The 26,293-nt window shown below is 35.6% G+C and carries 36 protein-coding genes and 1 pseudogene; 31 read left to right on the forward strand and 6 right to left on the reverse strand.

Annotation, left to right across the window (positions count from 1 at the left end):
• Positions 1-6: 6 nt before the first annotated feature.
• The 18 genes and pseudogenes from paaA to PFY09_RS15895 all read left to right on the forward strand — a co-directional run bounded on the left by paaA (position 7) and on the right by PFY09_RS15895 (position 13,932).
• A pseudogene (gene paaA, locus PFY09_RS15810) lies at positions 7-945 on the forward strand (1,2-phenylacetyl-CoA epoxidase subunit PaaA).
• Between the two features lie 188 nt (positions 946-1,133).
• Positions 1,134-1,415 (forward strand): 1,2-phenylacetyl-CoA epoxidase subunit PaaB, encoded by a 282-nt coding sequence (gene paaB / locus PFY09_RS15815; protein WP_002981782.1) that lies wholly within the window; start codon positions 1,134-1,136, stop codon positions 1,413-1,415.
• A 69-nt stretch (positions 1,416-1,484) separates the two neighbouring features.
• Positions 1,485-2,234: a 1,2-phenylacetyl-CoA epoxidase subunit PaaC gene (gene paaC, locus PFY09_RS15820; RefSeq protein ID WP_050377076.1), complete on the forward strand. Its 750-nt coding sequence runs from the start codon at positions 1,485-1,487 to the stop codon at positions 2,232-2,234.
• A gap of 174 nt (positions 2,235-2,408) precedes the next feature.
• The gene (locus PFY09_RS15825; protein WP_271160324.1) at positions 2,409-2,654 is read left to right on the forward strand and encodes a hypothetical protein; all 246 of its coding nucleotides are present in this window, start codon (positions 2,409-2,411) and stop codon (positions 2,652-2,654) included.
• Between the two features lie 191 nt (positions 2,655-2,845).
• A complete protein-coding gene (gene paaD, locus PFY09_RS15830; RefSeq protein ID WP_408640190.1) occupies positions 2,846-3,283 on the forward strand; it encodes a 1,2-phenylacetyl-CoA epoxidase subunit PaaD in 438 nt (145 codons plus the stop codon).
• Positions 3,284-3,377: 94 nt separating this feature from the next.
• On the forward strand, positions 3,378-4,178 hold the full coding sequence (locus PFY09_RS15835) for an enoyl-CoA hydratase-related protein (RefSeq protein WP_076395152.1): 801 nt from the start codon (positions 3,378-3,380) through the stop codon (positions 4,176-4,178).
• A 106-nt stretch (positions 4,179-4,284) separates the two neighbouring features.
• Complete coding sequence (locus PFY09_RS15840) at positions 4,285-5,418, forward strand: 3-hydroxyacyl-CoA dehydrogenase NAD-binding domain-containing protein (protein WP_271160326.1); 1,134 nt, start codon at positions 4,285-4,287, stop codon at positions 5,416-5,418.
• A gap of 1 nt (position 5,419) precedes the next feature.
• Entirely contained in the window at positions 5,420-5,884 is a 465-nt protein-coding gene (locus PFY09_RS15845) for a hypothetical protein (protein ID WP_271160327.1), read from the forward strand.
• Between the two features lie 16 nt (positions 5,885-5,900).
• Positions 5,901-6,128 (forward strand): hypothetical protein, encoded by a 228-nt coding sequence (locus PFY09_RS15850; RefSeq protein ID WP_076395160.1) that lies wholly within the window; start codon positions 5,901-5,903, stop codon positions 6,126-6,128.
• Between the two features lie 11 nt (positions 6,129-6,139).
• Positions 6,140-6,448, forward strand: coding sequence for a hypothetical protein (locus tag PFY09_RS15855; RefSeq protein ID WP_271160328.1), 309 nt, complete (start codon positions 6,140-6,142; stop codon positions 6,446-6,448).
• Between the two features lie 260 nt (positions 6,449-6,708).
• The gene (locus PFY09_RS15860) at positions 6,709-7,122 is read left to right on the forward strand and encodes a PaaI family thioesterase (RefSeq protein ID WP_271160329.1); all 414 of its coding nucleotides are present in this window, start codon (positions 6,709-6,711) and stop codon (positions 7,120-7,122) included.
• Positions 7,123-7,127: 5 nt separating this feature from the next.
• Positions 7,128-7,448, forward strand: coding sequence for a hypothetical protein (locus tag PFY09_RS15865; protein WP_271160330.1), 321 nt, complete (start codon positions 7,128-7,130; stop codon positions 7,446-7,448).
• A 54-nt stretch (positions 7,449-7,502) separates the two neighbouring features.
• Positions 7,503-8,708, forward strand: coding sequence for a 3-oxoadipyl-CoA thiolase (pcaF, locus tag PFY09_RS15870; protein ID WP_271160331.1), 1,206 nt, complete (start codon positions 7,503-7,505; stop codon positions 8,706-8,708).
• 108 nt (positions 8,709-8,816) lie between these two features.
• Positions 8,817-9,410, forward strand: a complete 594-nt coding sequence (locus tag PFY09_RS15875; protein WP_271160332.1) for an acyltransferase — start codon at positions 8,817-8,819, stop codon at positions 9,408-9,410.
• Between the two features lie 68 nt (positions 9,411-9,478).
• Positions 9,479-11,974, forward strand: a complete 2,496-nt coding sequence (gene paaZ, locus PFY09_RS15880) for a phenylacetic acid degradation bifunctional protein PaaZ (RefSeq protein WP_271160333.1) — start codon at positions 9,479-9,481, stop codon at positions 11,972-11,974.
• 159 nt (positions 11,975-12,133) lie between these two features.
• Complete coding sequence (locus PFY09_RS15885; RefSeq protein WP_165762953.1) at positions 12,134-12,295, forward strand: bacteriocin-like protein; 162 nt, start codon at positions 12,134-12,136, stop codon at positions 12,293-12,295.
• A 178-nt stretch (positions 12,296-12,473) separates the two neighbouring features.
• The gene (locus tag PFY09_RS15890) at positions 12,474-13,208 is read left to right on the forward strand and encodes a DUF4241 domain-containing protein (RefSeq protein WP_271160334.1); all 735 of its coding nucleotides are present in this window, start codon (positions 12,474-12,476) and stop codon (positions 13,206-13,208) included.
• A gap of 37 nt (positions 13,209-13,245) precedes the next feature.
• Positions 13,246-13,932 (forward strand): SMUG2 DNA glycosylase family protein, encoded by a 687-nt coding sequence (locus PFY09_RS15895; protein WP_271160335.1) that lies wholly within the window; start codon positions 13,246-13,248, stop codon positions 13,930-13,932.
• A 190-nt stretch (positions 13,933-14,122) separates the two neighbouring features.
• Here the strand turns inward: PFY09_RS15895 and PFY09_RS15900 are convergent, their stop codons facing one another.
• Genes PFY09_RS15900 through PFY09_RS15910 form a run of 3 tightly spaced genes read right to left on the reverse strand, consistent with a single transcriptional unit; the run spans position 14,123 to position 16,098 of the window.
• Complete coding sequence (locus PFY09_RS15900) at positions 14,123-14,950, reverse strand: T9SS type A sorting domain-containing protein (RefSeq protein ID WP_271160336.1); 828 nt, start codon at positions 14,948-14,950, stop codon at positions 14,123-14,125.
• Between the two features lie 23 nt (positions 14,951-14,973).
• The gene (locus PFY09_RS15905) at positions 14,974-15,519 is read right to left on the reverse strand and encodes a phage tail protein (RefSeq protein ID WP_271160337.1); all 546 of its coding nucleotides are present in this window, start codon (positions 15,517-15,519) and stop codon (positions 14,974-14,976) included.
• A gap of 33 nt (positions 15,520-15,552) precedes the next feature.
• A complete protein-coding gene (locus PFY09_RS15910; protein ID WP_271160338.1) occupies positions 15,553-16,098 on the reverse strand; it encodes a phage tail protein in 546 nt (181 codons plus the stop codon).
• 413 nt (positions 16,099-16,511) lie between these two features.
• Here PFY09_RS15910 and PFY09_RS15915 point away from each other — a divergent pair, with 413 nt between their 5' ends.
• The 11 genes from PFY09_RS15915 (at position 16,512) to PFY09_RS15965 (ending at position 23,097) form a co-directional block, all read left to right on the forward strand.
• Entirely contained in the window at positions 16,512-17,276 is a 765-nt protein-coding gene (locus tag PFY09_RS15915; protein WP_116095989.1) for an enoyl-CoA hydratase/isomerase family protein, read from the forward strand.
• A gap of 119 nt (positions 17,277-17,395) precedes the next feature.
• Positions 17,396-18,013, forward strand: coding sequence for a hypothetical protein (locus PFY09_RS15920; protein ID WP_108411091.1), 618 nt, complete (start codon positions 17,396-17,398; stop codon positions 18,011-18,013).
• 4 nt (positions 18,014-18,017) lie between these two features.
• A complete protein-coding gene (locus PFY09_RS15925) occupies positions 18,018-18,554 on the forward strand; it encodes a hypothetical protein (RefSeq protein ID WP_271160339.1) in 537 nt (178 codons plus the stop codon).
• Positions 18,551-18,841: a winged helix-turn-helix domain-containing protein gene (locus tag PFY09_RS15930; RefSeq protein WP_076395182.1), complete on the forward strand. Its 291-nt coding sequence runs from the start codon at positions 18,551-18,553 to the stop codon at positions 18,839-18,841. Before PFY09_RS15925 ends, PFY09_RS15930 begins: the two co-directional genes overlap by 4 nt.
• A 66-nt stretch (positions 18,842-18,907) precedes the next feature.
• Complete coding sequence (locus PFY09_RS15935) at positions 18,908-19,198, forward strand: hypothetical protein (protein WP_271160340.1); 291 nt, start codon at positions 18,908-18,910, stop codon at positions 19,196-19,198.
• A 4-nt stretch (positions 19,199-19,202) separates the two neighbouring features.
• Positions 19,203-19,352 (forward strand): hypothetical protein, encoded by a 150-nt coding sequence (locus PFY09_RS15940; protein ID WP_408640173.1) that lies wholly within the window; start codon positions 19,203-19,205, stop codon positions 19,350-19,352.
• Between the two features lie 285 nt (positions 19,353-19,637).
• Positions 19,638-19,943: a hypothetical protein gene (locus PFY09_RS15945; RefSeq protein ID WP_271160341.1), complete on the forward strand. Its 306-nt coding sequence runs from the start codon at positions 19,638-19,640 to the stop codon at positions 19,941-19,943.
• A 9-nt stretch (positions 19,944-19,952) separates the two neighbouring features.
• On the forward strand, positions 19,953-20,438 hold the full coding sequence (locus PFY09_RS15950; RefSeq protein WP_271160342.1) for a Coq4 family protein: 486 nt from the start codon (positions 19,953-19,955) through the stop codon (positions 20,436-20,438).
• Positions 20,439-20,447: 9 nt separating this feature from the next.
• A complete protein-coding gene (locus PFY09_RS15955; RefSeq protein ID WP_271160343.1) occupies positions 20,448-21,824 on the forward strand; it encodes a DUF4153 domain-containing protein in 1,377 nt (458 codons plus the stop codon).
• Positions 21,825-21,992: 168 nt separating this feature from the next.
• On the forward strand, positions 21,993-22,532 hold the full coding sequence (locus PFY09_RS15960; protein WP_271160344.1) for a hypothetical protein: 540 nt from the start codon (positions 21,993-21,995) through the stop codon (positions 22,530-22,532).
• Positions 22,533-22,584: 52 nt separating this feature from the next.
• Entirely contained in the window at positions 22,585-23,097 is a 513-nt protein-coding gene (locus PFY09_RS15965) for a hypothetical protein (RefSeq protein WP_271160345.1), read from the forward strand.
• Between the two features lie 79 nt (positions 23,098-23,176).
• On the opposite strand, the gene PFY09_RS15970 is transcribed toward PFY09_RS15965, so the two are convergent.
• Genes PFY09_RS15970 through PFY09_RS15980 form a run of 3 tightly spaced genes read right to left on the reverse strand, consistent with a single transcriptional unit; the run spans position 23,177 to position 24,720 of the window.
• Entirely contained in the window at positions 23,177-23,860 is a 684-nt protein-coding gene (locus tag PFY09_RS15970; RefSeq protein WP_271160346.1) for an FKBP-type peptidyl-prolyl cis-trans isomerase, read from the reverse strand.
• Positions 23,861-23,889: 29 nt separating this feature from the next.
• The gene (gene dtd / locus PFY09_RS15975; RefSeq protein ID WP_108410163.1) at positions 23,890-24,339 is read right to left on the reverse strand and encodes a D-aminoacyl-tRNA deacylase; all 450 of its coding nucleotides are present in this window, start codon (positions 24,337-24,339) and stop codon (positions 23,890-23,892) included.
• A gap of 9 nt (positions 24,340-24,348) precedes the next feature.
• On the reverse strand, positions 24,349-24,720 hold the full coding sequence (locus tag PFY09_RS15980) for a helix-turn-helix domain-containing protein (protein ID WP_271160347.1): 372 nt from the start codon (positions 24,718-24,720) through the stop codon (positions 24,349-24,351).
• 167 nt (positions 24,721-24,887) lie between these two features.
• On the opposite strand from PFY09_RS15980, the gene PFY09_RS15985 reads away from it, so the two are divergent.
• Positions 24,888-25,121 carry a hypothetical protein gene (locus PFY09_RS15985; RefSeq protein ID WP_271160348.1) on the forward strand — a complete coding sequence of 78 codons (234 nt, stop codon included), beginning with the start codon at positions 24,888-24,890 and terminating at the stop codon, positions 25,119-25,121.
• Positions 25,122-25,183: 62 nt separating this feature from the next.
• A complete protein-coding gene (locus PFY09_RS15990) occupies positions 25,184-26,284 on the forward strand; it encodes a hypothetical protein (RefSeq protein ID WP_271160349.1) in 1,101 nt (366 codons plus the stop codon).
• Positions 26,285-26,293: the final 9 nt, after the last annotated feature.

The following is a 26,293-nucleotide window of genomic DNA, read 5'->3' on the forward strand; positions in this document are numbered from 1 at the left end:
AAAAAGATGGATTTAGAAAAATTTGTACAGTACGTACACGACGAAAATAAAGTAGAACCGAAAGATGTAATGCCGGATGATTACAGAAAACTATTGGTTCGTCAGATTTCACAGCACGCACATTCTGAAATTGTCGGAATGCTGCCGGAAGCCAACTGGATTTCCAGAGCACCTTCTTTGAGAAGAAAAATGGCTCTTCTGGCGAAAGTTCAGGACGAAGCAGGTCACGGTTTATACCTTTATTCTGCGACAGAAACTTTAGGTGATGGAACCATCAGAGCCGACAGAGACGCAACGTATGAAGATATGCTTTCAGGAAAAGCAAAATATTCAAGTATCTTCAACTATCCGACTTTAAGCTGGGCAGATATCGGTGCCATCGGTTGGTTGGTTGATGGTGCAGCAATCATGAATCAGGTGATGTTGATGGGGAATTCTTACGGTCCTTACTCAAGAGCGATGGTGAAAATCTGTAAAGAAGAATCTTTTCATCAAAGACAGGGTTATGAAATTTTAATGGCTCTTTGCCGCGGTACAAAACAGCAGAAAGAAATGGCTCAGGCTTCGTTAAACCGTTTCTGGTGGTAAGCTTTAATGATGTTTGGTCCAAATGATGACAGTTCGCCAAACTCCAAAATTTCGATGAATTACAGAGTGAAAAGAGAAAGCAACGACAGTCTTCGTCAGAGATTCATCGACGTGACGGTTGCTCAGGCTGAATTTTTAGGATTAACTATTCCGGATAAAGATCTGAAATGGAATGAAGAAAGACAGCATTACGATTTCGGAGAGCTTCCATGGGATGAATTTATGGAAATCTTAAAAGGAAATGGTCCTGCCAACAAAAAGCGTATCGAAACGAAGAGAAAAGCCCAAAGAGAAAATTCCTGGGTAAAAGAAGCGGCAGCAGCTTTTGCTGAGAAGCAGAACGAAAAGGTAAACTAATTTCTTAATTTAAACCATTAAGATTTTATTTAGAAGTTTAGTTTAATTAAGATAAATCATTCTGGTTTTAAATCTAAAAGCGGAGCTAAACTTAATATTCTTAACAACTTAATTGTCCTTAATGGTTCAAAAATTAAAATTTAAAATAATTCAAAATCTAAAATTTAGATAAAAATTAAAATTTGACTATGGCAAATTTAGATATGTGGGAAGTGTTTATTCAGACTAAACCGGGATTGTCCCACAAACATGTTGGAATTGTACAGGCGCCAACAGCAGAAATGGCTTTACAAAACGCAAGAGACGTTTATACAAGAAGAAAAGAAGGAACTTCTGTTTGGGTAGTCCCAAGTAAATACATCGTAACTTCAGAAGGAGTGGATAAAGAAGCATTTTTCGATCCGGCAGATGACAAATTATACCGTCACCCAACCTTCTACGAGATCCCGAACGATGTAAAAAATATGTAAAACAGCAATTGGCTGTTAGCTGCTTGCAATTTGCCAAAAGCTAGACGCCAAAAGCCAAAAGCTAAAACAATGAACCCATTATATAATTATTTATTAAAATTGGCAGACGACAGTTTCATTATGGGACAACGTTTGTCTGCGTGGTGCGGTGAAGGTCCTTATCTGGAGGAAGATATTGCATTAACGAATATTGCGCTGGATGAACTTGGTCAGGCGAACAACTTTTACGTTTACGCTTCAAGACTTTTAGACGACGGAAAATCTGAAGATGATATCGCCTTTTTAAGATATGAACACGAATATGTGAATGCACATTGGACAGAACTTCCGAATGAAGATTATGCCCAGACCATTTTAAAAGTGTATGTTTTTGCAGTATATCAGAAACTGATGTACGAAGCATTGTCCAATTCAGCAAATGAAGAATTGGCGGCAATTGCTCAAAAATCTTTGAAAGAAGTAAAATACCATTACACACATGCAGCTTCCTGGATGAAAATTTTTGCTCAGGGAACAGAAGAAAGTAAGAGCCGTCTGGTAAAAGCCATTGAAAACATCTGGGAATACACTAAAGGTTTATTTGCAAAAACAGAAGGAGAAGATGATTTGGTCGCTTTAAATATTGCTCCGAATACCGATGCTCTTTATGAAGAATTTGTAACGATCACCCAAAAAGATTTTGCAGATTTCCAGTTAGAATATCCTACAAATCCTTTCATGCAGCCAAAATCCAGAACAGGATATCACACAGAATATTTTGGATATATCCTTTGTGAATTGCAATATATGCAGAGAGCTTATCCGGGTTGTACGTGGTAGAAACACAAACCTCACAGGTTTTTAAAACCTGTGAGGTTTAAGATAATAAACCCGCATAACAATTTTGCAGTTTACTTATTATTTATAGCATTTGCAGAGAGAAAAACCTTTCCAAGCTTAAAAACCATAATTGGTTAAAAAATCATAATGTAGTTGCGCTAAAAATTTTCAAAATTGAAAGGTAAATATTTTAATAAATTAATTTTAGGATTAATTATTTTAATTCCAATATTTTGTTTAGGAATTTTTAATTCAAATGTCAGTCTGCAATATGAAACAAATAATCCAGGTGATTGCATTTCACAAATTTCAGGGAAAAATTTATGTCAAGATATAGAACAGGGAAAAATATTAATTATAATTGATGTTATCATCCTTATCCTTTTAATGGTGTTTAGAAAAAAAATAATTAAAGCTTGAAAATCTTTAGGCATATTGGATTTAATCAAAGTCATATTTAAACTGCTGTTGAAATTATCCTTTTTTGGTTTGCTGAGAAGAGTGCCTTTGCAAACTTAAAAGCATTTAGTATATTAAAAAAATCCTAGCGCGCTTTGCGCTAAAAAATTTAGATAAAAAGAAGATTGAAAAATCCTTTAGAAATATTAGAAATGGTTCCCGATCCGGAAATTCCGGTAATTAATATCGTGGAATTGGGTATTGTAAGAGAGGCGAAAATTACTGGCGAGAATTCCTGCGAAGTAATGATTACGCCTACTTATTCTGCCTGTCCCGCCATGTTTACCATTGAGGAAGACATCATCAAAATTATGAAGGAAAACGGATGGGAAGCGAAAGTGGTGACCAAAATGTTTCCGATCTGGACGACAGACTGGTTAACGGATGAAGCGAGAGAAAAACTTCGGGTGTACGGAATTACCCCTCCCGAAAAAGGAGCCGACGAGCATCATATCGGGAAACCGAAAAAATGTCCGCGTTGTGGTTCCATGAACTCAAAACAGATCAGCAGATTCGGGTCTACCTTATGTAAGGCTTCGTATCAGTGTTTAGACTGTTTAGAACCTTTTGACTATTTTAAATGTCACTAAACAATTTGAAAATGTGCTAATTTGAAAATGAGTAAATTAGTGGTGAACTAAAATTTTCAAATTGTCTAATTTTCAAATTAAAAAATTATAAACTATGTATACACAACTCGATATTGAGTCGCATTTCGACGGAAAACTTAAAATTGCTTATCTCAATCAGCCGGATACCATGAACGCGCTTACAAAGCCGTCTTTATCAGATCTGAAAGATTTTGTAAAAGAATGCAGTGAAGATCCTGCAGTAAGATGCGTGGCAATTTCCGGAAGAGGAAGAGCTTTTTGTTCCGGTCAGAATCTGGATGATGCTTTTGTTCAGGGCAATGAACATCATGACAACGATATCATCAGAAAAATTGTAACAGATTATTACAATCCTTTGGTAATGGAAATTACCCACTGCAAAAAACCGGTTGTAGCGTTGGTAAATGGTCCTGCAGTTGGAGCCGGAGCGATGTTGGCGTTGATCTGCGATTTTGTTCTGGCAAATGAAAAAGCTTATTTTGCTCAGGCTTTCTCCAATATCGGATTGATTCCAGATACGGGTGGAACCTACTTTTTACCAAAATTACTGGGAAGACAATTAGCTAATTATTTAGCATTTACCGGAAAAAAATTATCTGCGGAAGAATCTAAATCATATGGTTTGGTTGCTGAAGTTTTCAATGAGGAAGAATTCAGCTCAAAATCACTGGAAATTTTAGAAAGAGTATCCAATATGCCTACAGTTGGTTTAAAATTAACCAAAAAGGCATTTGCACATTCTTATGACAATACGCTGAAGCAGCAGTTGGAATTAGAAGGCGATCTTCAACAGAAAGCCGCAGAAACAGAAGATTTTAAAGAAGGAGTAAGTGCCTTTTTACAGAAAAGAAAACCTGAATATAAAGGGAAATAAGAATTAATATAGCAATGTACCAATGTAGCAGCTTATCAATTAGATGCTTCGACAAGCTCAGCATGACAATGATTGTTATATTGGTATATTGATACACTGTTACATAATGAAAAATGTAGGAATTATCGGTGCCGGAACCATGGGAATCGGCATTGCACAAGTAGCCGCAACGAACGGATGCAAAGTCTGGATTTATGACGCTAATGCAAAACAAGTAGAAACGGCAACCGTAGGTCTGGAAAAAACATTGACTAAACTGGTTGATAAACAGAAAATTTCATCAGAGAAAATGACTGAAATTTTAGCCAATATTTCCATTGCTACAGAATTAAAAGACTTCAAAGATTGTGAATTGATCATTGAAGCCATCATCGAAAACAAAGAAATTAAGACCAAAGTTTTCACAGAATTAGAGAAACACGTTTCAGAAAGCTGTGTTATTGGTTCCAATACTTCTTCCATTTCCATCACCTCTCTTGGTGCGGAATTACAGAAACCGGAGCGTTTCATCGGAATTCACTTCTTCAATCCGGCTCCGCTGATGCCTTTAGTTGAGGTTATTCCATCCTTATTAACCGAAAAATCTTTAGCGGAAAAAATCTACAGTCTGATGAAAGATTGGGGAAAAACTCCAGTTATTGCCAAAGATATTCCCGGATTTATCGTGAACAGAATTGCCCGTCCTTTCTATGGAGAAGGGTTGAGAATTGTTGAGGAAAACATCGCAACGGTAGAACAGGTTGATGATGCCATGAAAACTTTAGGTAACTTTAAAATGGGACCTTTTGAATTAATGGATTTAATCGGAGTTGACGTAAATTTCTCGGTAACCAAAACCGTTTATAACGAATATTTCTACGATCCGAAATACAAACCGTCTCTTCTACAGCAAAGAATGTCGGAAGCCAAACTTCACGGCAGAAAAACGGGAAAAGGGTTTTACGATTATTCGGAAGGAGCCGTTAAACCGGAACCTGTGAAAGACGATGCACTTTATCAGCAAATATTCATGAGAATTATTTCCATGCTGATCAACGAAGCCGTAGAAGCAAAAAGATTAGGCGTGGCGAATGACGAAGATATCGAACTTGCAATGCAGAAAGGCGTAAATTATCCTAAAGGATTATTGGCTTGGGGAAAAGAAATAGGATATGCTAAAATCTCCGAAACTTTGCAGGATCTTTACGAAGAATATCAGGAAGAAAGATACAGACAAAGCCCGTTGTTGAGAAAATTATAAGATGAAGTTTTTTCCTGAAAAATCTGAAGAATTAAAATCTTCAAAAATACTTGAAGAAGTATTATTAAATATCAAAAATAATACTGAGATCAGTTCTTTAACACTGAGAAGATCTGATAAATATTTCAAGGGAAATATAGAAAAGAATTTTTTCAAAATCATCAGTTCAGAAAAGCCTTTAGGAATCTTTTGTGTTTTTGAAGGAAGGCTGGTTCAGAAAGAAAGTGAGACAATAATAAGGTTGGATGCAAAATTTCATAATACATTTAAAATATTAATTTATATATGGAGTTTGCTTCCTTTTTTCACGATTATTATAAATTTTTTAGAATTTGGAGTAAAAGCTTTTGCCATATTTATACCACTTTTAATGACATTTGGATTTTTATATTTTGTAATTAATTTTCTTTTTAAGAAATCTTATGAAAATGGGATTAAAGATTTGAAAAGGATAATCAATCAATAAAATTTAATTTATTTTTATGAGTAGGTCAAAAAGAAAAACTCCGATTACCGGAATAACAACTGCTGAAACAGAAAAGAAAAATAAATTAGAAGCCAATAGAAAGCTTAGAAGACTGAATAGAATGAAAATTCATAAGGGAGATTTTGAATTTTTTCAGCTAAGAGAGATATCAGATGTCTGGTGTTTTGATAAAGATGGTAAACAATATTTAAAACATCCCGACAGAAAAGATTTGATGAAATAATATTATTTAGGATGGATATAGAATCATTCAGAGCCGAACTGGAAACAAGACTTATCATTGAAAAAGAATACATCATTCAGGAACTTTCTTCGATTGAAGATTATCAGGAAAAACTTGAATTATTAGGCAAATTCAATGAAAAATATAAAGAGCTGATTAAAAGATTAGCGAATGAATTTGGAATTGATTTACATGAAAATTTTCAAACAGAAGATCCATCAAATTCCGAAAATCTTTCATACCATCAGATTATTCTTGGCAAAACCATGGCGGTTTACGACAAGTTGGCTGATGAATTATATGAAGAAATAACACATTAATCTGAAATTTAAGCCATGTTTAAAAGAATTTTCGCAAAAAAGAACTTTTTACGCTCATTCATGAATGCGATTATTTTTGTGGTCGGCTTTTCTCTCATCAAATTTCTTTTTTATTATTTGGGATGGGACAATGAAAAAAGCATCAATATATATGGTTTTATAGTTTATTTCGTCTTTATGTTTTTAGCTTTTTTCATTTTGGACGGCAGAGAATACACATGGAAAGATGTGATTAGATTTAAAAATTTAAATAAGAGTAAATGAATCCGAGGCAGGTTGCAGAATATATGTTTGATCAGGATTATTTTTCCCAATGGATGAATATTAAACTGATTGAAGTCAGAGAAAATTATTGTTTAATAGAAATGCCCATTAAAAAAGAAATGATTAACGGGCTGAAAACGGTTCACGGAGGCGTTACGTTCGCTTTTGCAGATTCTGCACTGGCTTTTTCGTCCAACAATTCCGGTGATGCAGCCGTTGCTTTAAACTGCATCATCAATTTTACCAAAGCCGGAAAAGAAGGCGATATTTTCAGAGCAGAAAGTATTTTGGTCAATGAAACCAGAAAAACCGCTGTTTACGATATTAAAATTACCAATCAAAACGAAGAATTGATTGCAAAATTTGTCGGAACAGTGTACAAAATTAATAAGAAAGTTATTGAACTTTAAAGATATTGGATAAGAATAAAATTTTAAAGAAGTTTTCAAGCACTCTTTTCATTGATAAAGAAAAGATGAGAAATTATTTTAAAGATAATAATCTGGAGAACTTTGATGAAGCTTTAAAAGAATTTGAAAATATGCGAACAGACACCTTCAATATTATTTGGAATAAATCTGAGCATTCACAATTTACAACCAAAGAAATTCAAAACTTATCCGAAAAATATTTAAAAGAAAATCATGCTTGGATTAATGAAGATGGAATTAAAGCGGTTAACAGTTATTTACATTGGATGTGTTGGCATGAAGGAATTTTAAAAATTAATAAATAGTATAAACGAAAAAATAGACAATTTAGCATTGCTGGATTGTTAAATTGAATTATTATGAACAACGTATACATCATAGATTACATAAGAACTCCCATTTCAAAATTGAGCGGAGGTCTTTCAGAAGTAAGAGCCGACGATTTGGCTGCTATTGTTATTAAAGAAATTGTAGCAAGAAACCCTGAAGTTCCTGTTGAGGAAATTGAAGATGTTATTTTCGGATGTGCCAATCAGGCAGGAGAAGATAATAGAAATGTTGCCAGAATGGGGCTTTTATTGGCCGGACTTCCGTATAAAATCGGAGGGGAAACGGTGAATAGATTGTGTGCTTCAGGAATGTCTGCGGTGGCAAATGCTTTCCGTTCAATTGCTGCAGGAGAAGGTGAAATTTATATCGCAGGTGGAGTAGAGCATATGACGCGTTCTCCTTATGTAATGTCAAAACCAAGTACAGCTTTCGGTAGAGACAGCCAGATGTTTGACACCACTTTCGGATGGAGATTTGTAAATCCTAAAATGAAAGAAATGTACGGGATTGATGCAATGGGTGAAACGGCTGAAAATTTAGCGGATATGCATAACATCAGCCGTGAAGATCAGGACAAATTTGCCCTTTGGTCGCAGCAGAAAGCTACCAAAGCTCAGGAAAGCGGAAGACTGGCGGAAGAAATCGTAAAAGTTGAAATTCCACAGAAAAAAGGTGAACCGAAAATCTTTGATACCGACGAATTTATTAAGCCGACTTCTTCAATAGAAGGATTAGGAAAACTTCGTCCGGCTTTCAGAAAAGAAGGAACGGTAACCGCAGGAAATGCATCCGGAATGAATGACGGAGCAGTAGCTTTAATTTTAGCAAGTGAAGAAGCTGTAAAAAAATACGGGTTGAAACCAAAAGCGAAAATCTTAGGATCTTCCGTTGCTTATGTTGAGCCAAGAATCATGGGAATCGGACCTGTAGAAGCCACTCAAAAACTATTAAAAAGACTGAATCTTTCATTAGATGATATGGATATCATCGAATTGAATGAAGCATTCGCCGCTCAGGCTTTAGCCGTAACAAGAACCTTAGGTTTAAAAGATGACGATTCAAGAGTAAATCCAAACGGAGGTGCTATTGCAATCGGTCATCCACTTGGAGTTTCGGGAGCCAGAATCGTTGGTTCAGCAGCAATGGAACTTCAAAAACAGGATAAGAAATATGCATTGTGTACTCTTTGTATCGGTGTCGGACAAGGGTATGCGATGGTGATTGAACGGGTTTAATTTGAAAATGTACTAATTTGAGAATTTGAAAATACTATTCACAGCGTTTTAATTTTCAAATTGGCACATTCTCAAATTTCCAAATTGATTTATTTTCAAATTAAAATTATGAATATCTACTCATATCACGGAATTCGACCGATAATAAAACCTTCCGCGTACGTTCACCCGCAAGCGGTGATCATCGGAAATGTGGAAATCGGCGAAGAAGTTTATGTCGGTCCCAATGCAGTGATTCGTGGCGACTGGGGTAAAATTATTGTGAAAGACGGTGCCAATGTTCAGGAAAACTGTACCCTTCACGTTTTTCCGGGTATTGAAACCATACTTGAAGAGTCTGCACACATTGGTCATGGAGCAATTATTCACTCCGGACATATCGGAAAAAATTGTCTGGTCGGAATGAATTCAGTCGTGATGGACAAAGCGGTCATCGGAGATGAATGTATCATCGGTGCTTTAGTTTTTGTTCCGGCAAACTTCAGATGTGATGCAAGAAAATTAATTGTCGGAAGTCCCGCAAAAATCATCCGCGATGTTTCCGATGAAATGATTAAATGGAAAACAGAAGGAACAAAACTGTATCAGGAATTGGCAAGAGAAGGAAAAGATGCTATTTTGCCTTGTGAACCTTTCACAGAATATGTTCAGCAGATTCCTACGAAAGTTGTAGATTACAGCATCTGGGATGATATTAAGTAAAATTAAATAATTTGAAAATGTGCTAATTTTCAAATTGACTCATTCTCAAATTTTCAAATTAGATAAATATGGAAAAGTTAAAAAACTATATCTACGGCGAGTGGATCGAAGGAAACGGAAACGGAATTCCTTTATATAACGCTGTTAATGGAGAGCAGGTTGCTGTTTCCGACACAGAAGGTCTGAATTTTGAGCAGGCTTTGGATTACGGAAGAACAGTAGGCTACAAAAACCTTTCATCCATGACGTTCTACGATCGTGGTGAAATGTTGAAAAAAGTAGCGCTTTACCTTTTAGAAAGAAAGAAAAAATATTACGAATTATCATATAAGACAGGAGCTACTCATGTAGATTCATGGGTAGATATTGAAGGAGGTTTCGGTACATTCTTCACGTATTCAGGTTTGGCAAAAAGAATGCTTCCGAATACACCGTTTTGGGTAGATGGAGATACGCAGAAAATTTCAGCAAACGGAACTTTCTTAGGAACTCATATTTTAACACCAAGTGAAGGGGTTTCCGTTCAGATTAATGCCTATAACTTTCCGGTTTGGGGAATGTTGGAAAAACTATCCACCTCTTTATTGGCGGGGGTTCCATCCATTGTGAAACCTTCTCCGTTTGGTTCTTATTTAACGAATGCCGTCTTTCAGGATATGATTGAAAGCGGAATCCTTCCTGAAGGAGCGGTTCAGCTGGTTTGCGGCGATCCGGGAAATATTCTGGATTATGTTCAGGATGGAGATTCTGTGCTGTTTACAGGTTCTGCAAATACAGGAAGAAAATTAAAATCTTTACCGTCAATTGCAGGAAATGCTGTTCGTTTCAATATGGAAGCAGATTCTTTGAACTGTTCAATTCTTGGATTGGATGCAAAACCTGGAACTCCCGAGTTTGATTTATTCATTAAGGAAGTACGTAACGAAATGACGACGAAAGCCGGACAAAAATGTACAGCAATCCGTAGAATCATCGTTCCTGAAAACTTAATCGGAGACGTTCAGAATGCTTTGTCCAAAGCTTTAGACCAGACAAAAATCGGAAACCCGTTGAGTAGGGAAACAAGAATGGGTTCTTTGGTGGGAAAACAGCAGTATGATGAAGTTGTAAGAAAAATAAATTTATTAAAAGCCGAAACAGAACTGGTTTACGACGGAAAGCACGAATTGATAGATGCCGATTACGAAAACGGAGCATTTATGAGTCCGAAACTGTTCCTGAATGATAAACCTTTTGAAAAAAATATCTCTCACGATGTCGAAGCATTTGGTCCGGTTTCTACATTAATGCCTTACAAAGATGCGGAAGAAGCGGCGGCGTTGGCAAAAAGAGGAAAAGGAAGTCTGGTAGGTTCCATCGTTTCCCATGATAATAATTTCGTTGCCGAAACGTCCTGGAAAATGGCTTCACAGCACGGAAGAATTTTTGTGTTAAACAGAGACAGCGCGAAAGAAAGTACGGGTCACGGTTCTCCGCTTCCGACTTTAATGCACGGCGGTCCCGGAAGAGCAGGAGGAGGAGAGGAAATGGGTGGCTTGAACGGTCTTCATTTCTTCCTTCAGAAAACAGCTATTCAGGGTTCTCCGGATATTTTAACAGCCATTACAAAGATTTATCAGCAGGGAGCTGAGAAAAAATATTCAGATAAACATCCATTCCAGAAATATTTTGAAGAAGTTGAGGTGGGAGATTCTCTGGAAACTGCAGGAAGAACGGTTACCGATGCAGATATCGTGAATTTCTCAAATGTTTCGTGGGATCATTTCTACGCACACACCGATGCAACGAGCTTAACAGGAACTATATTTGATAAAACCGTTGCTCATGGCTATTTCATTCTTTCAGCAGCGGCAGGATTGTTTGTTTCAGGGAAAAAAGGACCGGTTATCGCAAATTACGGACTGGAAAACTGTTCGTTCTTCAAGCCGGTTTATGCAGGAGATACTATTACGGTGTATTTAACGGCGAAAGAAAAAATCAATCGTGGCGTAAAAGGAAGAAACATTCCTTCCGGAGTGGTAAAATGGCTGGTTGAGGTCGTGAATCAAAGAGATGAAATCGTTTGTGTTGCGACCATTTTAACTTTGGTGGCAAAACAATCTCCTTTTATTGATTTAAACTTAAAAAATATTCAGAAAATGCTGAATGGATTAACAGAATCTACTCAGCCAAGCTGGGGTAAAATGTCTCCTCAGCAAATGATTGAACATTTGGAGCATGGGGTTTTGGTAAGTCTTGGCGAACCGGAAGCAGACAAATGTTTCACTCCTGAAGAGCAATTGGAAAAATGGCAGGATTCTTTGTATAATCACCGAAAAATGCCAAAAGATTTCCCTGCGCCGTTTTTAGAGGATGACGAAAAACTATTGGAGTTAAGACATAAAAATCTTGAAGCTGCTAAACAGTCTTTCATTGATAACTTAAAAAGATTTGTGATTTATTATAAAGAAAATCCACAGGCAGAACACATGAATTTTGTCTTTGGAAAATTAAATAAAGAAATGTGGGAACTGATGCACAAGAAGCATTTTACACATCATTTTGAGCAGTTTGGATTGATTTAAATTCAGAAGATGATATAAGGCAGCATTCTCTAACGAATTGCTGCTTTTTAATTGTATAACTATTTGATTAAATTGTTTTTAAATGATTTTATTGCTAACTTTAGGATGCGAAATCCGAAAAGCATAAAGAGTAGGAACAATCATTAAAACTAAATCATTATGAAAAACTTAAAAAAACTGTCAAGACCAGAGTTGAGAGCCATTGAAGGATCTGGTCCAAACTGGTCTTGTACACCAACTTCGTGTCCTAAAGGAAGCTGCTGTATTCCCGGAAGCTGGCCGAGTACTCCAAGAGCGTGCGTTATTTGTGCAGATTCTTAGTCGTACAAATAAATTTCATGTATCATTTTACTTAACCTGTTTCGGTTAAAATAATTCTAAACACCCTTTCAGCTTGTGTTGAAAGGGTGTTTTATAATTTTATGTTAAAAAACTTATGGATAGTTATGTCTTTATTTTTATTCCTTATTTTAAGGCTTAAAATTAAATCATAAAAGAAATGAACGAAAACTGGCTACAGAAATATGAAGAAGTAAAAAATGTTCTCATATGTCCGACGGATTTGGAAACTTATTTTACGTCTGATGAAATTGCAGGGCAGCCATTGGAAACGATGGAAATCGGAAATGTTTCCCTTCCTTCCGGAAAAATAGTGGTGAGAGATCCGCTTGTGAATCTGAATGCCAATCAATCACCTTATTTTATTCAGGCTCCGCAAGGAAATTTTCCGGTAACGGTTGCCGTGGTAAAATCTGAAGATTGGGGAGATAGATATGCTGTTGTAAAAGTTGAATTTGCAAAAGAAAAGCCTATTATTTACAGGGAAGCTTTAGTAGGAATTGAGGAATTGGAGGATGTAAGTGAAGATGATTTCTTTGGTTTTGAGGTAGATGCGGGACTAGGCTGTATTGCTGATGCGGAGGTGCTTCCTTTTGTGGATAAATTTTTTGATGAAGCAGATATTGATAATGTTTACGACGATTATTTTGCCGATTTATTTGAGAAAAGCTATCAGGAAAATCCTAAAAACCAGAGAGATGAAGGAGATTGGATCAACTGGAAGGTTCCGAATACAGAATACAGGATTCCTATGTTTGCAAGTGGTTTTGGCGATGGTATTTATCCTGTTTATTTTGCCTATGATGCAAATGGAAATATTTGTGGATTGTACATTCAGTTCATTGATGTTGAATTGGCCTTAAGCGAAGATGGAGATGAGGATGATGTAGATTAAAAAGATCAGCCAGATAATTTTTTCTTAAAAACCAAATATGACGAAAACTTTTGCTGAAGAAGTAGTAGAATTTAATCGAAACTTACATTACTCCGGAAATCTTCCCGATGATTTTCAGGTTTTAAACCCATATCTCGATAATCCTGAAACCATGATTGTCATGGAAAAGTTTTATCTGAAATATTACAATGACAGCCATCAGAGGAAATTTTTAATCGGAATTAACCCAAGTCGTCACGGAGCCGGAGTTACGGGCGTTCCGTTTACCGATACCAAACGTCTGAATGCTGTTTGCGGAATTAAAATGGAATCTGCTCATACCCACGAAGTTTCTTCGGTCTTTATGTATAATATGATTGGGCAGTATGGTGGAGCAGAAGAATTTTATAAAGAGGTTTATATCAATTCTCCGTTTCCTTTGGCGATTGTAAGAAAATCGAAAGGCAGCTGGATCAATGCGAATTATTATGATGATAAAGAGCTTTTTAAAGATGTAAAAGACTTCATGATCGATTCTTTAAAAAAGCATATTACCCTAAATCTCGACACTTCGGAAGTTTTTATTTTGGGTAAAAAGAATGCAGATTTTATTTCAAAATTAAATAAAGAAACCAATTTATTTGAAAAAATGACGGTTTTGGAACATCCGAGATACATTCAGCAGTATAAATCCAAAGAGAAACAATTGTATATCGATAAATATATTCTCACACTGAAAAATTAAAACTCTCTGAATTTCTCAGAGAGTTTTTAGAACGGTGATATTAAATATCGCCAGAACGAGGGAAAATATGATAATCCCCCGATCTCTCAGGGGATATCATCACAATATTATGCTTTAAAATCTTTCACGGTACAATCGCTTATCCTAATGAATTTCATAGTTATTAGTTCTTACTTTAATAATAAGCGTATTACTTTTTAATAATTTTATAAGATTCTCTGGAAGACTTTACCGTATAAACACCTTTCGGAAGCTCTGAAATGTCTGTTTCATTGATTCCTTTTTGGGTTTCAATTGTTTTTACCAATTGTCCGGCCTGGCTGTATACCTCAAACTTAGTATTTTCGTCAGTTTTTATGGTTAGTGGACCGTTAGTCGGGTTAGGATAAATTCCTGAATCTTTTTTTGATGGTTTTACTTCATTGGCGGCTAATACAAGTCCGGTATCTTTCACCCATGTGAAGGCATCAAGAGCTAGATATTGAAAATTTCCGCCGGCAGTAATTTGTAGCTGATCGATAACGATGTTGCTATAATTCTGTCCGTTAAGGTTAGTCATATCGATTAAAGTATATCCGTTTGTAGTAGCAATAGAACTAACAAAACCTGTAGTTTTTGTCTGAGTAAATTTTGTAATTCCGGATAGCTTTCCTGTAATAGTAAGTGTACCTGTAACACCCTGTGTAAGATTGGATGCAGCTACATAGATCCAAAATCTGTTTACTTTAAACAAGTTGGATGTAGTCTTGATGCTGAAAGACGTTCCGGCTGACTGGTTACCACTTCCTGAATTGTCGATATACCTGTTATCGATTGAAGTTCCGTTCCATCCCGTTCCAGGATAGGCAGCCTGAATATCATAGGTATTTACATGTGACAGGATGTTGAAAATCACTCCGTTATCTGTAAAGCTTGCACTAGCATTAGATTCTGTTTCAAACTGTTCTGTACTGGTTTGTCCAAAAGAAAAGATTGAAGTAAAAAAAACACATAGGGTAAAAAGTATAGTACTTTTCATGATTTTAAATTTTAAGGTTATGATTATTGTCTGGAAGGAAAAATCCCTACCGTACAGATAATATAGTTAAGTCCTAAATAAGGAGGCATATTATTGATAGGCAAATTCTGACCTGTAAAAGTTACTGAAGCCGAATTGATTACCGTATCTGGAGCATTGTCTACAAAACTCGGAACGGCGATAAAATCTCTTCCTGCCTGTGTTCCGGAAACAGCAATTGAAGAAGATGAAGATGGGGTAGAACTCGTTGCATTCGATTTAGAAACTCTTAGCTGGCTCATCATTGATGGCAGGTTTGAGCTTAGAAGAGTGGTCTGAGGATTTCCTGCAGCTTCTCCCAAAACAACGCTTTTTCCTGTATTTGATGTTCCTGCACCAATTGGTGTGCGCCCATTAAGGTTTGGTAAGGCGAATGTTGTTCTTCCGTCACCTCCATAAGTAGTACCCAGAATAGCAAAAAGTGCCTGATTTTGATTGATGTTTAATAATGCGCCATTGCATAACATATATCCTCTTGGTGCAAAATTTCCTGCAAATAATTTGATGGTTCCTATTAATTCTTCGTCCATGATTATTGTATTTGGTTGTTAGTATTTTTAAAATTATGGTCTTGATGGATAAATTCCCTCTACACAGATAATGTAGTTGATTCCTACATAAGGGGGCATGTTGTTAATAGGTAAATTCTGCCCTATATAAACAACAGACTGTGGATATATTACCGTATCAGGAGCCGCATCTACAAAACTTGGGACAGCTATAAAATCTCTTCCCGCCTGTGTACCGCTTACGGCAAGCGATGTCGTAGACGTTGGTACAGCCGTTGTCGCATTAGCCGAAGATACTTTCAGTTGGCTTGCAAAACTTGGCATATTGGAAGAAAGGATTGTATTTGTTGGAGTTCCATCCTCCTCACCAAGATCATAATATTGTCCTGTAGTAGACTGTCCTGTACCAATTGGAACACGTCCGTTAAGATTAGGTAAAGCAAATGTATTAATACCATCACCTCCATAGGTTGTTCCTAAAATTGAGAAAAGTGCAGTGTTTTGAGCAATACTTAGTAAAGCACCATTGCAGAACATGTAGCCTCTAGGTGCAAAATTGCCTGCGAATACTTTGATTACGCCCATTAATTCGTCGTCCATGATAATATAATTTTCAGTTTTTTTAAATTCCTACTCTGTTCATGGCTTTTCGGATACCGCCAAAAAATCTTTAAAAACTTATGTCTTATTGACATGTCAAAGTAACGACAATAGAATAATTCACAGTAGAGTAGAAAATACCAAATTGCAGATTACGTATTTTTACGGATTTGATGTAAATATAATAATTATTTGTTTTATTTAACAAATATATAGTTGTGTAAATTGATTATGTTTGAATTATTATTCTTAATATATGTTTATTGGTTTATATATTGTATTTTTTATATTTTTCATGTTTTTTTTGTGTGAAAGAAAATAGTGTGAGGATTTAGGTGTTTTATTTATTAAAGTTTATTCTCTCGGAACGCGTTCTATTTAGTATTTTTGTGTGAATCCAATTAAAACTAAAAATGAACGAATTTGTAGTATCAGAACTAAAAAACAACATTGCCGAAATTACATTCGGAACTCCGAAAAGCAACTCGCTTCCGGGAGCCATTCTCGAAAAATTAGCACAGACCATTCTGGATGAAGGTGCGAAAGAAGAAGTAAAAGCCATTCTTGTAAAAAGTGAAGGGGAAAAAGCTTTCTGTGCGGGAGCAAGTTTCGATGAACTTCTGGAAATTGAGGAACTCGAAAAATCCACAAAATTTTTCGGAGGTTTTGCCAAAGTTCTGAATGCAATGAGAAACTGCGGAAAAATAGTCGTTGTTAGAGTTCAGGGAAAAACCACAGGTGGCGGAGTTGGAATTGCGTGTGGGGCGGACTACTGTTTTGCAACCAAAGACTCTGCATTAGCCTTAACGGAAATTAATCTCGGAATCGGGCCATTCGTGATCGGACCGTATGTGGAAAGAAAAATCGGAAAGTCTCAGTTTTCGGCAATGGCAATTGATGCGGATTTCAGATCTGCAGAATGGGCAGAACAGCACAATATCTATCATTCGGTTTCAGAAACTATTGAAGAAATGGATACCAAGCTGGAAAAATTCCTTCAGACTCTGGCTTCAAGAAGCAGCGATGCTTTAGCTTTAATTAAAAAGGTTTCATGGGAAGGAACAGATCATTTTAACGAACTGATGCCTGCAAGAATTCATATGAGTGCAAGTCTGATTCTGGAAGATTCTGCAAAAAAGAATATTGAATCCATTAAAGAAAGATTAAGAGCAAAGTAATTTATACATTGAGCCGTTGAGAAATCAGCGGCTTTTTTTTGCAATAAATTCTAAATTTCCCAAAAAAATATTTTGCAGATTCAAAATAAATAATAACTTTGTAATTCAAAGTTCTTTTTATGGAATCAAAAAACTATCACGAAGACTTATCACACATTCGCTCTATGATGGAGCGTTCTTCCAGATTTATTTCTTTGAGCGGGTTGTCCGGAGTTGTTGCGGGATTAGCGGCAATTATAGGAGCAGTGTATGTATATTTTGTTTTTCAGAGAGAGGGAATTGATTATTTTGATGGGGAAAGAAATATTTTCGGACCTTCTTTGGTGAAAGAACTTGTCATCATCGGCATTGTTATTTTAGGGGTTGCATTGCTCAGTGGTTATATTTTCACAGCCAATAAAAGCAAAAAGAAAGGTTTGAAGATCTGGGATGCGACAACTAAAAGACTTTTGGTTACCTTTGCAGTTCCTTTGGTAACGGGAGGTTTCTTTTGTCTGGCGCTTCTTTATCATCATCTTTTTGTGTTTATTGCTCCGGCAACACTGCTGTTCTACGGACTGGCTTTGGTAAGTGCGGAAAGATACACATTAACAGATATAAAATATTTAGGTTATTGCCAGATTGTTTTAGGATTAATTTCCTTGTTCTTTTTAGGATGGGGACTGGTTTTCTGGACGATTGGGTTTGGTGCTTTGCATATCGTGTATGGATTGATAATGCATAAGAAATACAAATAGAATTGTGAAAAAATGGGGGATATTTTTAATCATTATTTTTGCAATGGTCATCTGCAGAACTTATGTATTTTGGGTATTTTTCTCTTACGACACAATTAAAGAAAGAACGGTTTTAGATATTGCCAACGAGAAACTGAAAAATCGGTTAAAGGAAACTGGAAGTAATACATCTGTAGAAGATCTCATTCAGGATTCTTTGAAACAAACTGCTTCTACCCTTAGTTTTTCATTTGATAAATGTGATCATGAAACGGATAAATTAGTAGAAACCAAAAAAGCAAACTGTATCGGTTACTCAGCATTTTTAGCTTCTGTTATTCAGTTTAAATTGAAGCAGAGCGGACTGCAAAATGATTGGAAGGTTCATCATAACGTCGGAGAAATTTATTTAATGAATGAAAATATCAACAGACATTTTAATTCTGAATTTTTCAGAGATCATGATTTTGTAACCGTTGAAAATGTAAAGACAAAGGAAATTATAGGTGTTGATGCAACAGTGTATGATTATTTCAGAATAGACAGGATAAAATTAAAATGATAAATATAAATCAACTCAACAAAGAATTCGAAAGCCGTGTAAGATTGGGCATTATGTCCGTTCTCATGGTAAACGACTGGGTTGATTTCTCAGAAATGAAAAGCCTGCTGGAAATTACGGACGGAAATCTTGCCAGTCACAGCAATGCGCTGGAAAAAGCAGCATATATAGAAGTGAAGAAAGAATTTGTAGGCAAGAAACCCAAAACATCGTATCGCGTAACCCAAAGTGGAAGAGAAGCCTTTACAGAACATCTTAATGCTTTGGAAAAATTACTCGGAAAATAGAGATTAAATTTTTTTATTTTTAAACTTTGAAACACAAAGTACTTTTAATAATTTAAAACAAAAATTATGACTTTAGAAAAACAAAAAACAGCTATCATTTTCGCAGTTCCTGCATTATTAATGCTCACTGCATTTTTTGCCAATCTTTTTGCAGAAGGCTGGAACTGGTCACCCGCTGATTTTGCTGTTGCGGGCGGACTGCTTTTCGGAACCGCATTTTTTATCAATCTGGTCATCCGATCGAAAAGAGCTTTGCCGTATAAACTGCTGATCTGCTTTGTGATTTTATTAGTTCTGGCTTTAGTCTGGATCGAGCTGGCTGTCGGGCTTTTCGGAACTCCTTTCGCGGGAAGTTAACCATGTGAAAAACAGAAAATATATTTCCGGAGAAATTGATCTTAAAGATGGAAAAATGCTTTACATCAACCGCGCTTTGGGACATTCTTTTCAGGTTCGCTTTATGGTGCGTCCGGAAATTACGGTTTTTAAACTTATAACTGATGAAAGATAAATATAACCATATTGCATTGATTTATTTCTCTATAAGTTGGTTAATCGGAATTTTAATTATAGCAGGCATGATATTAAAAATTAGTGATGATCTTGTCTTGACTTTGATTTTTTTATCAGCAATTAATCTGATCATTAATCTAATTTCAATCGTTTTGCTGTTTACTTTTATATTTATTTTTCCTGAAAACCGTGTTCAATTTAAAAATTCTTTGGTATTAATGATGTTTAATTTTCCAATCCTCTCTTTTCTATACTTAATATCAACAATATAAATCAATAAACAATGAATGAAAAAACGATAATAAACATCGGAAAAACTCTGTTTTGGCTTTCATTCGGGCTGGGAAATATTTGTCTTTTCGGATATATTTTGACTAAGCTTGATTATTTTGTGATGGGCGGAATTGTAGTTCTTGAAGGTGGATTTATAGTCAATCTTACCACCACTTTGATTTTGATCATTTATGGAATTTTTAATAAACCTCAAATGAAAGTTTGCTTTAAATCTATTTTAATAATGCTGATCAATATTCCAATAGCTGTAATATATGCATATGTTGGGATTTTCACAGTGTTTTCTAAATTTTAAATATAAATTATGAAAAAAATACGCATACAATTTCTTCTGTTCGTTTACAACAAAACCCAGAAGCTCTACAGGAAATATTTCAAGAAAAAGAAAAGGCAGTGGCAATTTACCGAAAAACAACTGCTGGAGTTTCAGGAAGATTCTCTGGGCAGAAAATTGGGAGAATTTTATAAAAAACATGGTTTTACGATGATTCCCAAAATGGAAAATCACGATGTTCATCATCTTATTACAGGATGCGGAACCAATTTCGAGGACGAAATCGCCATGCAGTTTCTCCTGTTGGGAAACGGAAAATTGAACGCTCATCTTTTGGCTGCGATTGTTTTGGGAAGCATCATTTTACCGGAATACTACAAAATCTACATCAAAGCCTACAAAAAAGGACAAAATATGCGGCCTTTTCACCAATGGGATTTCGAAGCGCTGCTTTGGCAGAATTTTGAGCACCTGAAAGATTTTATTCAGCAAAAAAACACAACTGTACTATACTAAAACTAACCTATGAAAACACATCATTATATATTTCTTACGACCTTGCTTTTTGTCATTGTATTTTATGATCAGAATGTAGGTCTCAATCTCGGAATTATCGGAATTATTTATGCCGTGCTTACTTTCTTCAGGACTCCTGAACGAAACAGAACCAAAACATTTATTTTTCTTTTTGCAACTAGCATTATTTCGAGTGCTGCGTTTGCGTGGTATGGAGATTTCCCTTCATTTTTAGCGGTGGCAACTTCACTTTTATTACTAGGCTACCGCTCAAGAAACCGCAGGACGAAAATCCTTTTGCTGGTTCCTGTTTTTGTGACGAACTGCTTTACTTCATTTTTCAGGATTCTGAATTTCGATGCATGGCTTCCCAAAAGAAACGTTTCCGGTTTGTGGCAGAAAATGCTGGCTTTTGTAATAATTCCTTTAATTCTGATCTCTGTTTTCTTCGGGATTTATTCCGCAGCAAGCGATCATTTTGCCAATTTGTTTAATAATATTGAGCTTGATATTAATTTCTGGCAGCTATTGGTAATGATTGTTTTAGGATTTTTCATTGCCTTTAATTACTGGAATTTTGCGGTTGAACGATTTATTTACAAGAGCAACCGATTGCTGGATAATAATTTCGGGGAGAAAGATAAAATCCAGAAAGCAACCTATTCTTTTCTTGATCTGGATGCAGAAAGAATGAGCGGCGTGATCTCTTTATTTTCTTTGAATATTCTGCTCGTATTTTTCATTTTCACCTACAATTATGAACAGTTTTACGAGTCTGTAAAAAGTCCTGTGAAGCTTTCCGAAGAAACACACGAAAGAGTAAATGCCGTAATCATATCCATCATCATGTCGATTATGATCATCATGTTTTATTTTAAATCAAATTTCAATTTTGATCCGAAAGCAGGGCTGATGAAAATTTTAGCCAAAATCTGGATTTTCCTGAATGTCATCCTCGTTATTTCTACTATGATCAAAAACTCAGAATACATCATTAATTATGGTTTTACCTACAAAAGATTAGGAGTGTATGCATTTTTAATTCTGGCTTTAATTGGGTTGTTTACCACATTTATTAAAATTCAGAAGCAGAAGAGAAATGTTTTTCTTTTCAATACGATGGCCTGGTATATTTACGGAGTAATCCTCGTTTGCAGCTACATCAATTGGGGCGGAATCATCACTTCTGAAAATATGAAGCGTAAAGATTTTGCTTTAAACTACCATAAAACTCAAATTAATTTCAGCGAAAAACAATTATTAAAATATGCGGAAGAGAAACATGATAATACTTTAAAATCCGAAATTTTAAATTTAGAAAGAGTTAAATTCCAACAAAATGAAACGTTTCTTTCTAAAGTTCTGTATTATCAGAATTTGAAATAAGCTGATCGTTGTTCAAACCTCACAGGTTTCAAAAACCTGTGAGGTTTTTTTAATCAATCAGAAAAGATTGTCATCAAAAAATCATCTAAATAATCAATGGAACAATTTTGGCATCTTAATAAACTTTAAAAATCAAGACGGCTTAGATCGTGCTTAAAAATTATTATTATGAAAAAATCCTTATTGCTCATCCCGTTACTTATTGTTTCATGTCAAAAAGAATCTGCTCCGGCAGAAACTCAGAAAAATGATTCAGTAATCGTAAGCGAACAATCTGATACTGCTCCGAAAATGGATTCCGCAGCCGTAAAAATGAAGGATTCTGTGATCAACAACGCGCCGAAAACCAAAGAAGTTCTTAAAACCGGAGTCATGAGAAGTGTGAAGGACGGAAAGATTACCAGAACGGTAGATGCAGAACAGTTTCCGTTAACTTTAGGAGAAGAATTTACAAAAGACGGACAGGAATTTATTCTTAAAATCATCAATTTCGATCAATCTAAAATAAAGGCAAAAATTTCGACCAATGAAAAGGATTTCAACATCCGCTTTAACCAGATCAAACTTCCCAACGGAGATTATGACGGACCTTTCGGAAGAGAAATTACATATGACGTCAAAGGTAAAGGGGAAGTGTGGCTTATGATCGGGAAAAGCAATATGGCTTCCGGAAATACCAAAGGCAGTTTTACCGTAAGTGTAGAATAATTTTCATCATTTTGGTACAGTTTCTGCAAAGACAATCTTAAAATTCATCATTATGAAAAATATATTTTTGACGGCGGCAGTAGCTTCAGTAGCTCTGGTAAGTTGTGGAACGGTGCAGTCGTTGGTTCAGAATACATTTCCTTATACAGCCAATGTGTTAGTTTCCACAGGAGTTCCCGCAGATAAAGAAGTTTCTTCTACTTCCACCGCTTCCAACGTTCAGACTTGGTTTGGAGGAAATAACAATGCAAACATTAAAGACGTAAGAATATCGGATGCAAAAGTTTCTGTTGTTTCTCCTACAGGAGGAAGCCTGAATGCTTTCAAATCCATAAAAGTGTACATATCATCCAGCGGAACGGCCGAAAGACTGGTTGCTTCGAGATCCAATATTTCTACAGATGCTTCAAGTTTGAATCTTGATCTTGCAACTTCAGGATTTTTGGATGAGGTGGTAAAAAGTACGGGGGTTACCGTAAGAACGGTTTATGAACTGAAGAACCAGACAAGTTCTGACATGAACCTTAGAATCGCACTAAATTTCAGCAGCGTTCCTGCAAATTAGTTTTTTTATAAAAGTTTATTTAAAAAAAACGTCTTTCAGATTTCTGAAAGACGTTTTTGCTATTTTTTAACAGGAAAGATTATTTAAAATCTACCAGTTCAACATCAAAAATAAGAGTGGCTCCCGGAGGAATTACGCCACCTGCTCCGTTATCTCCGTATGCAAGATCAGACGGAATGTAGAATCTGTATTTTGCACCTTTCGACATCAGTTGGATTCCTTCTGTCCAGCCTTTGATCACCCCTGAAATATTTAATTCGATCGGTTGTCCTCCGTTTTTATCCGTAGAATCGAAAACGGTTCCGTCCATTAATTTTCCGGTATATTTTACGTTTGCAGAGCTTGAAGCTGTAGGTTTTCCTTTACCGTCACCTTCTTTAAGAACTTCATATTGTAAACCGCTTGCTGTGGTTTTTATGTTCTTGTTCAGTTTATTTTTAGCTAAAAAATCGGCACCTTTCTTTTTGTTTTCCTCTGCTTTTACTTTTGCTTCAGCCTGTTTTTTTTCGTTCTGCTTCTGCATAAAGCCCTGTAAAAAAGTTCCCATTTCTTCTTTCGGGAATAAACTTGGCTTATCTCCGAAAGCATCTTTAAAACCTTGTGCCAATAATTCAGGATCTGCCGGAAAGCCCTGCTTCTTCATGTTTTCAGCAATATCAAGACCGATGTAGTAAGAAGCTTTCTGCTCGTCTGTATAAGATTTCTGAGCGAATGCAAGATTTACTCCTGTTAAAAGAACTAAGGTAAATAACGTTTTTTTCATTGTTGAATGTAAATATATTTTCTGCGAATTTAAGCTTTTGTAACGGAATCCATCACAATTGTTACCGGACCGTCATTAATTAACGAAACTTTCATGTCTGCTCCGAAAATTCCGCTCTCGGTTTTCAGTCCGGATTTTGAAATTTCTTCTTTAAAATAATCAAACAAAGGAATGGCTTTATCCGGCTTTGCTGCTTTAATAAAAGAAGGGCGGTTTCCTTTTTTGTAATCGGCAATCAACGTAAACTGACTGATGCACAATATCTCTCCCTGAATGTCCTGAACGGAAAGATTCAGTTTGCCATCTTCATCCCCAAAAATCCTGAGGTTTAAAATTTTCTGTACAAGCCAGTCTGCATCGCTTTTTTCATCATTTTCATCAATTCCTACCAGAAGCATTAGTCCGTTTCCGATTTCCCCGACAATTTTTCCATCCACTTTTACGCTGGATTCTGAAACTCTTTGTATGACAACTTTCATTACAAATTTTTAGCTGTTCTTTGTTTTCCAGAATTCTACCTGTTCTTTCAGCTCTCGGATGCGTTCTTCATACATTTCAATTACTTTCTCAGATAATTGATTGATGGTGATGTGAGTATCATTGTTAGTATTGTTTTGAATTACAGAATCTGTATCTTGATTATTTTGAATCAAACTATCTGCACCAATGAAAAGTTCTTCAGGTTTTATATCCAATTCTTTACTCAATTTTTCAATATGATTAACCCAAGAGTTTGTTTCACCAGTTTCTATACGGCTGTATGCTGAACGGGAAATCTGTAGTCTTTCAGCCATTTCTTCCTGAGAAAAACCTTTAGTTTCTCTCAATCTTCTTATTTTACTTCCTATCTGAATGTTCATTGTGATCTAATCTAATATTATACTGATAACAAAAGTAACAAAAACTATCTTTCCAATTCATAAAATTTATTCCTCCCGAAAAAAGAGAATAGATTCCCGAAAATAGAACAGTAAGGTATCGGAATAAAATATATATTTGAAGCATCAAATTTTTAATTCAATACAAAATGAAAAAATCTTATTTCCTGATGCTTATGGCATTGGTATTCTTATTGCAGGGATGCAGAACAGAAACTATTAACGAAGAAAACAACCAGTACAACCATGAGGTTACCAAAGCATTGTATGATATGCAGAAGGTTCCGCAATTCAGCTCTTTTATTTCCCGCGCAAAAAGCAAAAAAGAGAATTCCAAAAACAGTCTTAGTGTTGTAAATGATAAGAGCAAAGTACTTGTATAACAAAGCCGGACATTACCTCTTATTCTACCCTTGTACGGAATGCAGATTCTGGCTTTGAAATTTTGGTGTATTCTGTTGATAAAAACGGAAAAGAATCTTTTTACAAAGCAAAATATATCCCTGAAAATAAAACGGTAAATAACAAAATAGAAAATTTTACAGGGAAAGTAGAATTTAGTAACGAAACTGATGAACTTTTACAAACGGTTCGTTACAGCAATGGCGTTGTAGTAAATACAAGTGAAAAAACGGGTATAAATTCCAAATCTTCACCCTGCCATTATTATGTTACCATTACTGCCGTTAGATGTACAGCAGGAGATGGACACGCGCCGGGAGAAGCGTGCAGCGGTACAGCAGATCAGCAGCCTTATTATGATGTATATGTAAGCCAATACTGTAATCAGGAGCAGGACGCCGGAGGTTTTACAACAGGCAGCGGAAGCTATGGAGAGACGGGCGAGTATGGAAGTTATGGCGGAGGATTCAATGCTTTGGAACTTATCATGAATAATACAGATGCCTATCACTGGAATTTATTTAATCAGCTAAGTGCAGATAACAGAACTAAAATTTATGAATTGCTTATGTATAACGCAATAGACGGAAGTATGTATAATTTTATGATTAGTTTTTTTGATCAAAATCCTACTACTACTGTTCAGCAGTTTCAAGATTGGTTTTCCAATCAAAATAGTTTATCCTTCGATAGCACTGTAAATGGAAATAATTCTATTTTATTTAATAATTTACAAGATTTTAAATCAAGTTTAGCATTAAAAAACAGTAATTTAATAACTGAAAGTTCGGTTTTACAAGATAACGGTTCGGAAAAAGTAGTTTCAGCAAGAGTAAAACGAACAGGAGTTTGGGGAAGTGGAGAAGAGGTTAGAATTAAATTAAAAAAAGTTAATAATGTTTGGGCTTTTGACAGTGTAACATCTACTGAATATGGCTTAACTTTGGGTGTTTGGAGTTTCACTCAGCTAGACTATAGCCAAAATACAAGTTCAAATATTTTAACTGTTGAAGTAACTGGTCTTGAAAATTATAATGTATTTTTAGAAGGTTTAGGAACCGTGTATAAAGATAGGGTTATGATAAAAGTTAAAATTAACATTAATACGGGGAATATTGTTAGTATTGAATTTATAGATTTATAAAATATGGAA

Origin of the sequence: Chryseobacterium gambrini (genome assembly GCF_027920505.1) — a bacterium.
Lineage (GTDB): Bacteria > Bacteroidota > Bacteroidia > Flavobacteriales > Weeksellaceae > Chryseobacterium > Chryseobacterium gambrini.

Excerpts from the sequence above, each read along its gene's own strand:
- paaB (WP_002981782.1), top strand. The coding sequence starts at position 1,134 with ATGGCAAATTTAGATATGTGGGAAGTGTTTATTCAGACTAAACCGGGA.
- paaC (WP_050377076.1), top strand. The coding sequence starts at position 1,485 with ATGAACCCATTATATAATTATTTATTAAAATTGGCAGACGACAGTTTC.
- paaD (WP_408640190.1), top strand. The coding sequence starts at position 2,846 with ATGGTTCCCGATCCGGAAATTCCGGTAATTAATATCGTGGAATTGGGT.
- PFY09_RS15835 (WP_076395152.1), top strand. The coding sequence starts at position 3,378 with ATGTATACACAACTCGATATTGAGTCGCATTTCGACGGAAAACTTAAA.
- PFY09_RS15840 (WP_271160326.1), top strand. The coding sequence starts at position 4,285 with ATGAAAAATGTAGGAATTATCGGTGCCGGAACCATGGGAATCGGCATT.
- PFY09_RS15845 (WP_271160327.1), top strand. The coding sequence starts at position 5,420 with ATGAAGTTTTTTCCTGAAAAATCTGAAGAATTAAAATCTTCAAAAATA.
- PFY09_RS15850 (WP_076395160.1), top strand. The coding sequence starts at position 5,901 with ATGAGTAGGTCAAAAAGAAAAACTCCGATTACCGGAATAACAACTGCT.
- PFY09_RS15855 (WP_271160328.1), top strand. The coding sequence starts at position 6,140 with ATGGATATAGAATCATTCAGAGCCGAACTGGAAACAAGACTTATCATT.
- PFY09_RS15860 (WP_271160329.1), top strand. The coding sequence starts at position 6,709 with ATGAATCCGAGGCAGGTTGCAGAATATATGTTTGATCAGGATTATTTT.
- pcaF (WP_271160331.1), top strand. The coding sequence starts at position 7,503 with ATGAACAACGTATACATCATAGATTACATAAGAACTCCCATTTCAAAA.
- PFY09_RS15875 (WP_271160332.1), top strand. The coding sequence starts at position 8,817 with ATGAATATCTACTCATATCACGGAATTCGACCGATAATAAAACCTTCC.
- paaZ (WP_271160333.1), top strand. The coding sequence starts at position 9,479 with ATGGAAAAGTTAAAAAACTATATCTACGGCGAGTGGATCGAAGGAAAC.
- PFY09_RS15885 (WP_165762953.1), top strand. The coding sequence starts at position 12,134 with ATGAAAAACTTAAAAAAACTGTCAAGACCAGAGTTGAGAGCCATTGAA.
- PFY09_RS15890 (WP_271160334.1), top strand. The coding sequence starts at position 12,474 with ATGAACGAAAACTGGCTACAGAAATATGAAGAAGTAAAAAATGTTCTC.
- PFY09_RS15895 (WP_271160335.1), top strand. The coding sequence starts at position 13,246 with ATGACGAAAACTTTTGCTGAAGAAGTAGTAGAATTTAATCGAAACTTA.
- PFY09_RS15900 (WP_271160336.1), bottom strand. The coding sequence starts at position 14,950 with ATGAAAAGTACTATACTTTTTACCCTATGTGTTTTTTTTACTTCAATC.
- PFY09_RS15905 (WP_271160337.1), bottom strand. The coding sequence starts at position 15,519 with ATGGACGAAGAATTAATAGGAACCATCAAATTATTTGCAGGAAATTTT.
- PFY09_RS15910 (WP_271160338.1), bottom strand. The coding sequence starts at position 16,098 with ATGGACGACGAATTAATGGGCGTAATCAAAGTATTCGCAGGCAATTTT.
- PFY09_RS15915 (WP_116095989.1), top strand. The coding sequence starts at position 16,512 with ATGAACGAATTTGTAGTATCAGAACTAAAAAACAACATTGCCGAAATT.
- PFY09_RS15920 (WP_108411091.1), top strand. The coding sequence starts at position 17,396 with ATGGAATCAAAAAACTATCACGAAGACTTATCACACATTCGCTCTATG.
- PFY09_RS15930 (WP_076395182.1), top strand. The coding sequence starts at position 18,551 with ATGATAAATATAAATCAACTCAACAAAGAATTCGAAAGCCGTGTAAGA.
- PFY09_RS15935 (WP_271160340.1), top strand. The coding sequence starts at position 18,908 with ATGACTTTAGAAAAACAAAAAACAGCTATCATTTTCGCAGTTCCTGCA.
- PFY09_RS15945 (WP_271160341.1), top strand. The coding sequence starts at position 19,638 with ATGAATGAAAAAACGATAATAAACATCGGAAAAACTCTGTTTTGGCTT.
- PFY09_RS15950 (WP_271160342.1), top strand. The coding sequence starts at position 19,953 with ATGAAAAAAATACGCATACAATTTCTTCTGTTCGTTTACAACAAAACC.
- PFY09_RS15955 (WP_271160343.1), top strand. The coding sequence starts at position 20,448 with ATGAAAACACATCATTATATATTTCTTACGACCTTGCTTTTTGTCATT.
- PFY09_RS15960 (WP_271160344.1), top strand. The coding sequence starts at position 21,993 with ATGAAAAAATCCTTATTGCTCATCCCGTTACTTATTGTTTCATGTCAA.
- PFY09_RS15965 (WP_271160345.1), top strand. The coding sequence starts at position 22,585 with ATGAAAAATATATTTTTGACGGCGGCAGTAGCTTCAGTAGCTCTGGTA.
- PFY09_RS15970 (WP_271160346.1), bottom strand. The coding sequence starts at position 23,860 with ATGAAAAAAACGTTATTTACCTTAGTTCTTTTAACAGGAGTAAATCTT.
- dtd (WP_108410163.1), bottom strand. The coding sequence starts at position 24,339 with ATGAAAGTTGTCATACAAAGAGTTTCAGAATCCAGCGTAAAAGTGGAT.
- PFY09_RS15980 (WP_271160347.1), bottom strand. The coding sequence starts at position 24,720 with ATGAACATTCAGATAGGAAGTAAAATAAGAAGATTGAGAGAAACTAAA.
- PFY09_RS15985 (WP_271160348.1), top strand. The coding sequence starts at position 24,888 with ATGAAAAAATCTTATTTCCTGATGCTTATGGCATTGGTATTCTTATTG.